This window comes from Actinocatenispora thailandica (genome assembly GCF_016865425.1).
GTDB lineage: Bacteria > Actinomycetota > Actinomycetes > Mycobacteriales > Micromonosporaceae > Actinocatenispora > Actinocatenispora thailandica.
Genome location: NZ_AP023355.1, coordinates 705,031 through 718,166, shown reverse-complemented (window position 1 = coordinate 718,166; position 13,136 = coordinate 705,031). Strand labels below are relative to the sequence as shown.

Below are 13,136 nucleotides of genomic sequence, written 5' to 3'. Positions count from 1 at the left end.
TGTCGCGGTGTGCAGGAGGACGAGCATGAACGAGGACGTGGCCTGGTGGCTCGGTGACGGCGACTGGTACGACCGGCGCCAGCGGCAGCAGATCGAGGACCTGGACGCGGCCATCTCCGGTGCGTACGCGCAGTCGTCCCGGCTGCGCAGCCGGCTGTCCGCGATCGAGGGCAACCTGTCCGCGAAGGTGAACCGGATCGCCGCCGCGTTCGACGCGTTCGTCGAGCTGTCCGACATCCGCGCCGAGCTGATGGTGTACAGCAAGCCGGCGGTGGTGCGGCATGCGGTGCGCGAGCTGATCGGCCAGCTGTCCGCCGGCGCCACCGTGGTGCCGCCGGACCTGCCGGAGGTGCCGGGGTACTGGCTGGTGCCGGCGACCCGCGCGCTGTACGCGCAGCTGACCGACGACGACGCGACCGCGGCCCGGCACATCGAGCAGGCCACCGAGTTGGACGGCCCGCGGACCCGCTACTTCCTCACCGCGGCGCTGCGGCTGGCCGGTCCGGTCGATCTCAGCGCGGTGCAGCTGGCCGCGCTGCTGCCGGCGCCGGGCGGCCCGGTGACCCGCTCGGCGCGGGCGATGTGGCGCGCCACCGCGGCCGGTGCGTTCGGCTCACCGGGGACCGCGCTGCTGGTCAGCGCCCTGGTCAGCGCGCTCGGCCGGCCGGACGCCGGTACCGGCCCGGTGGTCCCCGAGCCGCGCAGCGGTGCGCAGGAGGACGGCCCGGCGGACCCGGCCGGCGAGGCGGAGCGACCGGACCGGCTGCCGGCGTGGCTCACCGCGATCGGTGGGTCCGGCAGCTCGGCGGGGTCGGTGGCGACCGCGCTGGCCGGGCTGGCGAAGCGGTGCACCGCGCCGTCGGAGGAGCCGGCCGGGACGGATCCGGCCGAACCGTTGCGCGAGATCCTGGCCGCGCTGATCGACGAGGGGCACGAGCCGGAGCGGCCGCTGCTGCGCCGCGCCGAGAAGCTGCGGTCGCTGGTCGAGTCCGGGCTGCCGCGACCCGAGTTCGAGCCGTGGGACGAGCCGGTCGGGTCGGTCGACGAGCTGGTCCGGCAGGACATCTTCGGCAGCGAGCCCGGCCCGCTGCGGGCCCCCGCGGTGCGCGCCGCGCTGCCCTGGCTCGGCCGGGCCGCGGACACCCTGGTCGCCGGCGTGTCGGCGCCGCCGCGGGCCCGTACCGCGAGGATCCGGGGCCGGGAGGTCACGGTCACCGCGTCGGGCGCCGACGCCACCGTCCTCGACCAGCTGCGCGCGGAGCGCGACGCGTCGCACCGGACCTCGCCCACCCGGCTGATCGCCGGCCTGGCGGTGGCCGGAGCCGGCCTGGTCGCCGGGGTGATCGGGATCGTCGCGGCCAGCACGCTGCTCGTCGTGCTCGGCGTGCTGGCGCTGCTGGTGGGCGTCGGGGTCGCGATCTCCGGGTGGCGCAGCAACACCGAGGCGAAGCGCTACGCGGAGCTGGACCACGACGCGCTGGAACGCTCGATCGCCAGCCAGGTGGACAGCCTGCGCCAGACCGTCGAGCAGGACAACCGCGACCGGGCGCTGCTGGACCGGGCCCGGGCCGAGCTGTCCGAGGTGCTCGCCCAGCCGGTCACCAGCCGCTGAGGCACCCGGACCGGCCGGCCGCCGCCGGCAGATCCCGCCCCGGCACCGACCGTCACCGCGGTGCCGTCAGGACCGCCGAGCCTCCGCCAGCGGTTCGAGCAGCGCGGTCTCCCACATGTCCGAGTACGGCTGGGGCTCCTCGACCAGCACCAGGTGCCGGGCCAACCGCTCGGCGATCACCTCGGTCGCCTCTCGCAGGCTGCTCACATCGGCCAGGTGCTGCCGCAGGTAGCGCACCTTCAACCCGGGCACCGTCGACCGCGGGTAGCCGAGCTTCTCGGCGTTGTGCGCGGTCACCCGCACCACGTTGTACCCGTTGATCGGGTCGAGGGTGTCCCACTCCTTCCCGAGGCTCGGCCCGTGCAGCACGGTCGGCTCGTCCGACCTGGGCTCCGGCGGTGTGGACATGATCTGCGCTCCCGTTCGACCAGAACCATCCCGTCGACGACCCGTACCGCCGCCCACACATCGACAACGCCGCACCAGCGGCCACTCAATTCATACCCGGGGGATCAAGCTCGGCATCCCGCGGCACGGGCCTGCCCGGACGGTAGCCGCTCCCGGGCCGCCCCGCACCCACCGCTTCGGAAGACGCCGAACACCGTCGCCGGTCAGTCGAACTCGTGCTGCATCAACTGCCGGGCGGCCTCGGCCAGTGAGCCGGACAGCGACGGGTAGATCGTGATCGTCTGCGCCAACTGCTGCACCGACAGGTGGTGTTCGATCGCCATCGCGATCGGCAGGATCAGCTCGGACGCCTTCGGCGCCACCACCACACCGCCCACCACCAGCCCGGACGCCGGCCGGCAGAACAGCTTGACGAAGCCGTCCCGGATGCCCTGCATCTTGGCCCGCGGGTTCGTCCGCAGCGGCAGCATCACGGTCCGCGCCGGCACCCGGCCCGAGTCGACGGCCGCCTGCGAGGCCCCGACGGTGGCGATCTCCGGGTCGGTGAACACGTTCGCCGACACGGTCGACAGCCGCAGCGGCTGCACCGCCTCGCCCAGCGCGTGCCACATCGCGATCCGGCCCTGCATCCCGGCGACCGAGGCGAGCATCAGCAGCCCGGTGCAGTCGCCGGCCGCGTAGATGCCCGGCACGTTGGTGCGCGACACCCGGTCGACGGTGACGAAGCCGCCGCGGCCCAGCGCCACGCCGTACTCCTCCAACCCGAGCCCGGCGGTGTTCGGCACCGAGCCGACCGTCATCAGCGCGTGCGAGCCGGTGACCACCCGGCCGTCGGTCAGCTCGACCCGCACCCCGTCGCCGTCCCGCCGCACGCTGGCCGCCCGGGACCGGTGCAGGACGGTCATGCCGCGGTCGCCGAAGACCTTCTCCAGCGCCGCCGCCGCGTCGGTGTCCTCGCTGGGCAGTACCCGGTCGCGGCTGGACACCAGCGTCACGTCGACGCCCATCGCGAGGTACGCGGAGGCGAACTCGGCGCCGGTCACCCCGGAGCCGACCACGATCAGCTTCTCCGGCAGTTCGGGCAGGTCGTACACCTGGCGCCAGGTGAGGATCCGCTCGCCGTCCGGCCGGGCGTCCGGCAGCACCCGCGGGGTCGCGCCGGTGGCGAGCAGCACCACGTCGGCGTCCACCTGGTACTCGGCACCGTCGGCCGGGGTGATCCGGACCCGGTGGGTGTGCCCGAGGGTGTCCTCGGCGAGCCGGGCGGTACCGGCGACCACCTCGACGCCGGACTTCACCACCTTGTCGTGAATGTCCTCGGACTGCTTCGCGGCCAGCCGCTGCACCCGGCCGTGCACGGCCGCCGCGTCCACGGTGGCCCGCTCGGCGCGGACTCCGAGGGCCTCGGCGCCGCGGAACGTGGTGACCACGTCGGAGGAGGCGATGAACGTCTTGCTCGGCACGCAGTCGTACAGCACGCAGGCGCCGCCCGAACCGTCCCGCTCGACCAGGGTGACCTCGGCGCCGAGCTGCGCGGCCACCAGCGCCGCCTCGTACCCGGCCGGCCCGCCTCCGACGATGACGATGCGTGCCACCACTGACTCCGATCTGCGACGTGCGGTTCGAGAAGCTCCTGCCTGCGGATTCTCCTCCCCTTCCGGGCCCGCCGCCGCAGCCGGGGTACCGGCGGTGTACCGAAAAGTGGGACGTACGCATCATCGTGCGGCCAGTCGCCCCGAGATGGGCGTGCGCCCGACTAGTGTTGCCTTCCGTGTCGCTGTATGCCGCGTACGGCTCGAACCTCGATCCCGCCCTGATGCGGGAGCGCTGCCCGCACTCCCCCCTGGTCGGTACCGGCTGGTTGGAGGGCTGGCGGCTCACCTTCGGTGGCGCCGAGCTCGGCTGGACCGACGGCCCGCTCGCCACCATCGTCGAGGACCCCACCGAGCGGGTCTTCGTCGCGCTGTACGACCTGCACAAGTTCGACGAGCCGGCGCTGAACCGGTGGGAGGGCGTGGAGAGCGGCCTCTACCACAAGCTGCGGCTGCGGGTCGAGACGCTGGAGGGTGACCAGCTCGCCCGGGTGCACGTGCTGCGCGGGTACGAAGGCGGGTTGCCCTCGGCGCTGCACGTGCAGCTCGTCGCGGACGCCGCGGTCAAGGCCGGCGCCCCGGACGACTACGTCAAGGCGATCCGCGCCCGCCCCTCACTCTGAGGCTGCCGGTACGGCCTGTCCCGGCCACCGGCGGCGCTGTCCGGCCGGCCCGCCACGCGGCCCTCCCGCCCGACGGTCGCGGGGCGGTCACAGCGACGGATCGGAAAGCGCGGCGAGCGCGGTGTGCACCAGCACCCGGACGCCGTGCCCGATCGCCGCCTCGTCCACGTCGAAGTTCGGCTGGTGCAGGTCGAGCTGCTCGCCCGGCCGCCCGACCCCGAGCCGGGCCATCGCGCCCGGGACGTGCTCCAGGTACCAGGCGAAGTCCTCACCGCCCATGCTGATCGGCGCCTCCACCACGTGCTCGCGGCCGAGCGCGGCGGTCGCCGCGGCACCGAACACCGCCGCCGCGGCGCGGTCGTTGACCACCGGCGGCACCCCGCGGCTGTAGTCGACCTCGACCCGGGTGCCGGTGCCGGCCGCCGCCGCGTGCACCAGCTCCTCCACCAGCGCCGGCGCCTCGCCCCACGCCGCGCGATCGAGCACCCGGACGGTGGCCTCGGCGGTACCCTCGCGCGGGATCGCGTTCGCCGCCTGCCCGGCGTGCACCGCGCCGAACACCACCGAGATGCCCGAGCGCGGGTCGGCCCGGCGGGCGACCAGCGCCGGTACCTCGACGACGACCTTGGCCAGCGCGTTGACCAGGTCGGCGGTCAGGTGCGGCCGGGCGGTGTGGCCACCGGCACCGGACAGTCGGATGCGCATCATGTCGGCCGCCGCGGTCAGCGGACCGGACCGGACCCCCACCATCCCGGTGGGCAGCTTCGGGTCGCAGTGGAACGCGAACACCGCGCGGGCGTCGGCGAGCCCCCCGGCGGCGACCATCTGCGGGGCGCCGGACGGGAACTTCTCCTCGGTCGGCTGCAACAGCAGCCGTACCCGGCCGGGCAACTGGCCGCGCCGGGCCAGCTCGGCGAGCGCCAGCCCGGCCCCGGCGACCACCGTGGCGTGCACGTCGTGACCGCAGGCGTGGCAGGCGCCGGCCACGGTCGAGCGGTACGGGACGTCCTTGACGTCGTCCATCGGCAGTGCGTCGATGTCCCCGCGCAGCGCGATCAGCGGGGTGCCCGGGTCGTCCGGCCCGACCTCGCAGAGCACCCCGTTGCCGGTCGGCAGCAGCCGCGGCGTCAGCCCGGCCGCGGTCAGCACGCCGGCCAGGTGCGCCGCCGTGTTCTGCTCGTGCCCGGACAGCTCCGGATGCGCGTGCAGGTGCCGCCGCAGCGCGACGAGGTCGGCCTGGTGCCGGCCGAGCCAGTCGGCCAGCAGGTCGGGCAGCGGGTCGGAACCCGGCTCGCACGGGGTGGGCAGGTCGGCGCTGAGCGTGGATGCAGTCACGGTCGGGTCGTCTCGATCTCGGGTCGACGGAAAACACGGACAGTTACGGAACGCGCTCTCACCGGGGCGGCGCGGCGATCTGGCGGTACCGGCCGGATCGGCGTCGAGATCCCCGGCGAACGCCAGAATCCTAGACCTGCCGAATCGCACCCGGTGCGGAGGAACCCCGGCCGTCCCACCATCTCGTCCGAGCATGGTTGCAGGGAAATCCCCGAATCCGAGCCGAACGCCGACCGACCTTCCCCGTGCGGTCGCTGGCCGGGTTCGGCCAGCGGAGGCCGGCGGGCCGGCCGCCGTCGTCGGGATGCCGCGCGCCGGTCGGCCACCACCGGCTACAACGTCGTACCGGCACCGCTGGTGACGCTGCGGGGTCACGCGACCGGGTCGGCCGCGGCTCGGCGCCGGCCCGCCCGGACCACCCGCCCGGCTCGGCGCCACCCGGACCACCCGCCCGGCTCGGCGCCACCCGGACCGCACAGCCGCATCGGCGCCGGCCGGACCGCACGCCGGCCCGGCGCCGTACCGCGGCCGGTCAGAACTGCTCGACCGGGCGGTAGGTGCCCCACACGTCACGCAGCGCGTGGCACACCTCGCCGACCGTGGCCCGAGCGGCCAGCGCCGCCTTCAGCGGCGGCAGCACGTTGTCGGTACCGGCCGCGGCGGCGCGCACCGTGTCGAGCGCCGCCCGGACCGCCGGGTCGTCCCGGTCGGCGCGCAGCGCGGCGAGCCGCTTCTCCTGCTCCGCGCCGATCGCCGGGTCGACCCGCAGCGGCTGGTACGGCTCGTCGTCGTCGGTGACGAACCGGTTGACCCCCACCACGGTGCGCTCGCCGGACTCGATCTGCTGCGCCACCTCGTACGCGGACAGCTCGATCTGCCGCTTCTGGAAGCCGGACTCGATCGCCGCCACCGCCGAGCCGTGCTCGAAGACCTTGTCGATCAGCGCGACCGCGGCGTCCTCCACCTCGTCGGTCATCGACTCGACCAGGTACGACCCGGCGAACGGGTCGACGGTGCCGGTCAGGTCGGTCTCGTAGGCCAGCACCTGCTGGGTGCGCAGGGCGAGGCGGGCCGCCTTCTCGGTCGGCAGCGCGATCGCCTCGTCGTACGAGTTGGTGTGCAGCGACTGGGTGCCGCCGAGCACCGCACCGAGGCCCTGGACCGCCACCCGGACCAGGTTCACCTCCGGCTGCTGGGCGGTCAGCTGCACCCCGGCGGTCTGCGTGTGGAACCGCAGCATCTGCGCCTTCGGGTTGGTCGCACCGAACCGCTCGCGCATGATCCGGGCCCAGATCCGGCGCGCCGCGCGGAACTTCGCCACCTCCTCCAGCAGCGTCGTACGGGCCACGAAGAAGAAACTCAGCCGGGGGGCGAAGTCGTCGACGGACAGCCCCGCCTCGACCGCGGTCCGCACGTACTCGATGCCGTCGGCGAGGGTGAACGCGATCTCCTGGACGGGCGTCGCACCGGCCTCGGCCATGTGGTAGCCGGAGATCGAGATGGTGTTCCACCGCGGCAGCTCGGCCGCGCAGTAGCCGAAGGTGTCGGCCACCAGCCGCAGCGACGGCCGCGGCGGGAAGATGTAGGTCCCCCGGGCGATGTACTCCTTGAGCACGTCGTTCTGGATGGTGCCGGTCAGCTTCGCCCCCGGCACGCCCTGCTCCTCGGCGACCAGCTGGTAGAGCAGCAGCAGCACCGCGGCCGGCGCGTTGATCGTCATCGAGGTGGACACCTCGCCGAGCGGGATCCGGTCGAACAGGGTGCGCATGTCGTCGATCGAGTCGATCGCGACGCCCACCTTGCCGACCTCGCCGCGGGCGATCGGGTCGTCCGAGTCGTACCCCATCTGGGTGGGCAGATCGAACGCGACGGACAGGCCGTGACCGCCGGCGGCGAGCAGTTGGTGATAGCGGGCGTTGGATTCGCGCGCCGTACCGAACCCGGCATACTGGCGCATGGTCCACGGCCGGGAGGTGTACATCGTGGGATATACGCCCCGAGTGAACGGATATTCACCGGGCGCACCCAGCCGCGCGTCGAGGCCCGGCCGGACGTCGTCCGGACCGGCCACCGCGGGCAGCTCGATGCCCGACTCCGACCGGTACGCCCCGGTCATCGGGCCACCTCGCGCCGCCAGCTGTCGGACTGTCGCCACCCCGACGTACCGTGTGGGCCGACCGACGCGTGCGGCCGGCGTGCCTGCACGGCGGAACCCGGCACGGCGGAACCTGGCATGGCTGCGGTCATGCGCCGATCGTAGGCGCCGCGCCGGGCCGGCGCACCGGCGCGCGACCGGCACCGGCGCCGCGCTCGTCCGGGCCGGCCGGGAGCCGGCCGCGAGCTGGCCGGATGCCGGTGCGCCGGACGCGATGGTCCTGCCGGCGCCGAGCCCGATCCGACCCGGCGTCACGACCCGATGGACGGAAGGTGATGGCGCGATGGACGGCGAGACCCCCACGCTGCGCGCCGTGCGCCGACCGCCCACACTAGGGCGTGTTTCAGAACCCCCGGCGCGCTCCTTTCTGAGACACGGCCTGCCGGCCGCTCCGCATCGATGCCCGCTTCGGAGGCCGCCCCGCACCGGGGAGCGGTCGACTACCGGAGGACCCACCTCGTGACCACCCCTGCTTCCCTCGGCGGCACCCCCGACCAGCCGCCCCAGGCGCCGAGCGACAGCCACGGCAGCCCCGGCGCGGTCATCGGCGGCCGGTACACGCTGCACGAGCTGATCGGCTCCGGCGGCATGGGCGCCGTCTGGCGCGCCTGGGACGACCTGCTGCGCCGCGACGTGGCGATCAAGGAGGTGCTGCTGCCGCCGGGCATCCCGGCCGACGAGCGCGCCGCGCTCTACGAGCGCACCCTGCGGGAGGCGCGGGCCGCGGCGAGCCTGTCGCACCCGTCGGTGGTCCGGATGTACGACGTGGTCAAGGATGCCGACCGCCCCTGGCTGGTGATGGAGCTGCTGCAGGCCCGCAGCATCGCCGACATGATCAGCCGGAACGGGCCGCTGCCGCCCCGGGCGGTGGCGAAGATCGGCCTGTCCGTGCTCGGCGCGCTGGAGGCCGCGCACTCCGCCGGCGTGCTGCACCGCGACGTGAAACCGGCGAACGTGCTGATCTGCTCGGACGGCAGGTGCGTGCTGACCGACTTCGGCGTCGCCCGGATCATGACCGACCAGAACGCCGCGCTCACCACCCCGGGCATGGTCCTGGGTTCCCCGCAGTACATCTCTCCGGAGCGGGCGATGGGCGCCGACTTCGGCCCGCCGTCCGACCTGTTCTCGCTGGGCGTCACGCTCTACACCGCGGCGCAGGGCACCCCACCGTTCGACCGCGGTGACCCGCTGTCGACCATGCACGCGGTCGTCTACGAGGACCCGGAGCCGCCCCGCAACGCCGGGCCGCTCGCCCCGATCCTGTTCGGCCTGCTGGTCAAGGACCCGTCCCAGCGCTGGGACGTGGAGCGCACCCGGTCCGAGCTGCGTGCCGCGCTGGCCGGCCCGCTGGCCGCCGGCGCCCAGCCGGGTGCCGGCGCACCGATGTCCGGCCCGCCCGGCCCGGCACCGGTGCCACCCGGCCCGATGTCACCCGGCCCGATGTCACCGGGTCCGATGTCGCCCGGCCCGATGCCGCCGGGCCAGGCGCCACCCGGCCCGATGCCGCCCGGTCCGATGAGCGGCGCACCGGCACCCGGCGTGCCGAACCCGATGTCCGGCGCACCCGCGCCCGGTGCGCTCGGCCCGATGAGCGGCCCGCCGGTGTCCGGCGGACCGGGACCGATGGCCGGGCCACCGGCACCGGGCGGCCCGGCCAACCCGATGCGCGCCACCGCGTCGGTACCGCAGCGGTACCCGGAGCCGGGCTACCCCGAGTCGTACGAGCAGCCGCACTCGCCGTCCCGCCAGCTGCGGCACCTCGGCCCGTGGCTGGTCGGTGCCGGCGCCGCGATCGTGGTGATCATCCTGGTGGTGGTGGCGCTCGGCGCCGGTGGGGTGATCGGCTCGGACGAGCCGGACACCAACCCGACCACGCCGGCTGCCCAGGCCGGCGGCCCGACCAAGGCGGTACACGACCCGGCCGGGTTCAGCACCGTGGTGGCGAGGGACTGGCAGCAGATCGCCAAGGATCCGCAGAAGTACGCCGCGCCGGGAGACCGGAACGAGTGGATCATGTTCCAGGCCAGCCGGACCGGTAAGAACGCGGCGGCCTTCCTCCGCGGCGCCGGGCACGGGCTCAAGGTCGGTAAGAAGTACCAGAACTATCACCAGATCGCCCTGCGCACCGGCGTCAAGATGGGCGGCCACGACGCCGCGGAGATCGAGTACACGCTCAGCTCGAACGGCCAGCAGCGGCACGGGCTGTGGCGGGTCGCCGCGGTCGACGGCCACCTGTACGAGGTGTACCTGTCGGTGCCGCAGTCCTCGTTCGGCAAGGACAAGACGGTCTACCAGCAGGCGGTCAAGCACTACCGGTTCGAGTGACGCCCACGGCGGCGGCCCCGAAACGGCCGCCGCCGGACCCGGCCGGTACCCGCGGCGCCGGCCCGCCCCGGGACGGCCGGCGCCCGGTTGGCCGGGTGCGGCAGGATGGTGCGGTGACCGCGGAGATGACCGAGCAGCTGCGGGCCCGCGCGGCGGCGTGGCTCGACGACGACCCCGACCCGGCCGACCGGCAGGAGCTCGCGGCGCTCCTCGCTTCCGGTGCCGCCGGCGCGGCGGAACTCGCGGACCGGTTCGCCGGGCCGCTCACCTTCGGTACCGCCGGGCTGCGCGGCCCGCTGCGGGCCGGCCCGAATGGGATGAACCGTGCCGTGGTCCGCGCCGCCGCGGCCGGCCTGGTCCGCTGGCTCGCCGCCCAGGACGCCGCCGGCCCGATCGTGATCGGCTACGACGCCCGGCACCGCTCGCACGAGTTCGCGGTCGAGACCGCCCGGGTGGCCACCGGCGCCGGCCGCCGAGCGCTGCTGCTGCCCGGCCCGCTGCCCACCCCCGTCCTGGCGTACGCGGTGCGCGACCTCGACGCCGCGGCCGGTGTGATGGTCACGGCCAGCCACAACCCACCGCGGGACAACGGCTACAAGGTCTACCTGGGCGCCGCGCTCGGCGGCCCGGGCGGCGCCGGCGCCCAGCTGGTGTCACCGGCGGACGGGGCGATCGAGTCGGCGATCCGACAGGTCGGGCCGCTGAGTGCGGTGCCGCTGGGCGAGCCGGGTGAGGTGCTCGGCGGTGACCTGCTGGAGCGCTACCTCGACGCCGCGGTGTCGGTCGTCGCACCGGACGCGCCGCGCGAGCTGACCGTGGCGTACACCCCGCTGCACGGGGTCGGCGGCGCGGTCGCCACGGAAGCGTTCCGCCGGGCCGGGTTCGCCGCGCCGGCGATCGTCGCCGAGCAGGCCGAGCCGGACCCCGACTTCCCGACCGTGGCGTTCCCCAACCCGGAGGAGCCCGGCGCGATCGACCGGGCCGTGGCGCTCGGCGCCGCCGCCGGTGCCGACATCGTGATCGCGAACGACCCGGACGCGGACCGGTGCGCGGTCGCGGTGCCGGATCCGGCCCGCGGCGCCGGCCCGGACGACCCCGCCGGCTGGCGGATGTTGCGCGGCGACGAGGTCGGTGTGCTGCTCGCCGACCACCTGATCCGCCGCGCCACCCCGGGGTGTACGCGACCACGATCGTGTCGTCCTCGCTGCTGCGGGTGCTCGCCGAGGCGCGCGGGGTGGCGTACGCGCAGACGCTGACCGGGTTCAAGTGGATCGTCCGCGCCGGCAGCGCCCCGCAGCCGGCTCCGGAGCCGCCGGGCGCCAGTGCCGCGCACCGGCCCGGCACCGACACCGACCTGGCCTTCGGGTACGAGGAAGCGCTCGGCTACGCGGTGGCACCCGGGCTGGTGCGGGACAAGGACGGCATCACCGCCGCGCTCCTCATCGCCGAGCTGGCCGCGACGCTGCGCGCGCACGGCCGTACCCTGGTCGACCGGCTGGACGAGTTGGCCGCCGAGTTCGGCCGGTACGCGACCGATCAGCTGTCGGTGCGGGTCACCGACCTCGCCGACATCGGCGCGATGATGTCCCGGCTGCGCGCCGCACCGCCGGACGCGCTGCTCGACCGTAAGGTCTCGGTGGACGACCTGCTGCCCGACGCCGACGTGTTGCGACTGTCCGCGGACCGGCTGCGGGTGGTGGTGCGCCCATCCGGCACCGAGCCGAAGCTCAAGGCGTACCTGGAGGTCGTGGTCGCCGCCGACGCCGACCCGGCACCCGAACTGGCGCGCCTGCGCAGCGAGATCTCCACCGCCCTCGGCGTACCGGGCTGATCGGCCTCGGCCGGAACCGCCGGCTCACCGGCCTCGGCCGAAACCGCCGGCACACCGGCCCACCGGCCTCGGCCGGAACCGCCGGCCCACCGGCCTCGGCCGGAACCGCCGGCCGGCCGTGCGGCCCGCCGCGGTCAGCGGGAGAAGCGGGGCATGCCACCGAACTGGCGGTCGCCGGCGTCACCGAGGCCCGGCACGATGAACGCCCGGTCGTTGAGCCGCTCGTCGATCGAGGCGGTCACCAGCCGCAGCGGCAGGCCGCTGGACTCCAACCGGGCCAGCCCTTCCGGCGTGGTCAGCACGCACACCACGGTGATGTCGGTGCAGCCGCGGTCCGCGATCAGCCGGCAGCAGTGCTCCAGCGAGCCGCCGGTCGCCACCATCGGGTCGAGCACGATGACCGCGCTGCCGGTCAGGTCGGTCGGCAGCGACTCCAGGTAGGCGCGCGGCTCGAAGGTCTCCTCGTCCCGGGCCAGGCCGACGAACCCCATCGACGACTCGGGCAGCAGCCCGAGAGCCGAGTCGGCCATCCCGAGCCCGGCGCGGAGCACGGGGACGAGCAGCGGCGGGGCGGCGACCCGGACGCCCTGGGTCGGCGAGACGGGGGTGTTGATGTCGAAGCGCTCGACCGGCAGTTCCCGGGTCGCCTCGTAGACCAGCATGGTGGTCAGTTCGTGCAGCGCCGCCCGGAAAGTACCGGGTTCGGTGAGCACGTCCCGCATCGCGGTCAGTCGAGCGGCGGCCAAGGGGTGATCAACGACGGTGACATCCACGCGGACAACCTAGCCGCCCGACGCCGCCCCGGCGGTACCGCCTCTGGTCGGCCGAGGTCCTGGGAGACCTGCCAGACGTAGCCGGCAGGTGCTGGTACGGATGCCCCGGGCCAGGTCGGCCGGGCCGCTGAGCGACACCGGCCCGCGCCCGGTCAGGTCGGCGGCCACCTCGTCCACGTCCGGTACCGACATCGCGAAATGGCCGACGCCGCAACGTGGGTTTCGTCCGTTGGACGACGCGACGGAAGCGAACTCATCGGTTCGGCCGATGTCGTGCGGGGGCGGGATCGGGCACGATCCGGTCACGTCGGTGGGGATCGGTGCCGCTGGGAGTGCAGCCGCGAACGGCCACGATTAGCATGTGCCACGCATCGGGGCGGACGATGCTGCGGCCAGCACCCGACCGGCCTCACGCCGGGGCGCCCGGCGCGCGAAACAGTCGACCGGGACGCGACGAGCCGGGATGCCCGGCGCGCGAAGCA

General features: G+C 74.6%; 8 protein-coding genes and 1 pseudogene. 4 read left to right on the top strand and 5 right to left on the bottom strand.

The window, feature by feature from the left end; genetic code table 11:
* The first annotated feature begins 25 nt into the window (after positions 1-25).
* Entirely contained in the window at positions 26-1,612 is a 1,587-nt protein-coding gene (locus tag Athai_RS03280) for a hypothetical protein (protein ID WP_203960092.1), read from the top strand.
* Between the two features lie 66 nt (positions 1,613-1,678).
* Here Athai_RS03280 and Athai_RS03275 read toward each other — a convergent pair whose 3' ends face one another.
* Both Athai_RS03275 and Athai_RS03270 read right to left on the bottom strand, forming a co-directional pair.
* On the bottom strand, positions 1,679-2,020 hold the full coding sequence (locus tag Athai_RS03275; RefSeq protein ID WP_203960091.1) for a hypothetical protein: 342 nt from the start codon (positions 2,018-2,020) through the stop codon (positions 1,679-1,681).
* Positions 2,021-2,223: 203 nt separating this feature from the next.
* Positions 2,224-3,615, bottom strand: a complete 1,392-nt coding sequence (locus Athai_RS03270; protein WP_203960090.1) for an NAD(P)H-quinone dehydrogenase — start codon at positions 3,613-3,615, stop codon at positions 2,224-2,226.
* A 176-nt stretch (positions 3,616-3,791) separates the two neighbouring features.
* Here Athai_RS03270 and Athai_RS03265 point away from each other — a divergent pair, with 176 nt between their 5' ends.
* Positions 3,792-4,235: a gamma-glutamylcyclotransferase gene (locus tag Athai_RS03265; RefSeq protein WP_203960089.1), complete on the top strand. Its 444-nt coding sequence runs from the start codon at positions 3,792-3,794 to the stop codon at positions 4,233-4,235.
* A gap of 87 nt (positions 4,236-4,322) precedes the next feature.
* Here the strand turns inward: Athai_RS03265 and Athai_RS03260 are convergent, their stop codons facing one another.
* The gene (locus Athai_RS03260; protein WP_239156689.1) at positions 4,323-5,570 is read right to left on the bottom strand and encodes an amidohydrolase; all 1,248 of its coding nucleotides are present in this window, start codon (positions 5,568-5,570) and stop codon (positions 4,323-4,325) included.
* A gap of 532 nt (positions 5,571-6,102) precedes the next feature.
* Positions 6,103-7,686: an acyl-CoA mutase large subunit family protein gene (locus Athai_RS03255; protein ID WP_203960087.1), complete on the bottom strand. Its 1,584-nt coding sequence runs from the start codon at positions 7,684-7,686 to the stop codon at positions 6,103-6,105.
* A 498-nt stretch (positions 7,687-8,184) separates the two neighbouring features.
* On the opposite strand from Athai_RS03255, the gene Athai_RS03250 reads away from it, so the two are divergent.
* Both Athai_RS03250 and Athai_RS03245 read left to right on the top strand, forming a co-directional pair.
* Positions 8,185-10,050: a serine/threonine-protein kinase gene (locus tag Athai_RS03250; RefSeq protein WP_239156688.1), complete on the top strand. Its 1,866-nt coding sequence runs from the start codon at positions 8,185-8,187 to the stop codon at positions 10,048-10,050.
* A 125-nt stretch (positions 10,051-10,175) separates the two neighbouring features.
* A pseudogene (locus Athai_RS03245) lies at positions 10,176-11,881 on the top strand (phospho-sugar mutase).
* Positions 11,882-12,015: 134 nt separating this feature from the next.
* Here Athai_RS03245 and upp read toward each other — a convergent pair.
* The gene (gene upp / locus Athai_RS03240; protein ID WP_203960085.1) at positions 12,016-12,654 is read right to left on the bottom strand and encodes a uracil phosphoribosyltransferase; all 639 of its coding nucleotides are present in this window, start codon (positions 12,652-12,654) and stop codon (positions 12,016-12,018) included.
* Positions 12,655-13,136 lie beyond the last annotated feature (482 nt).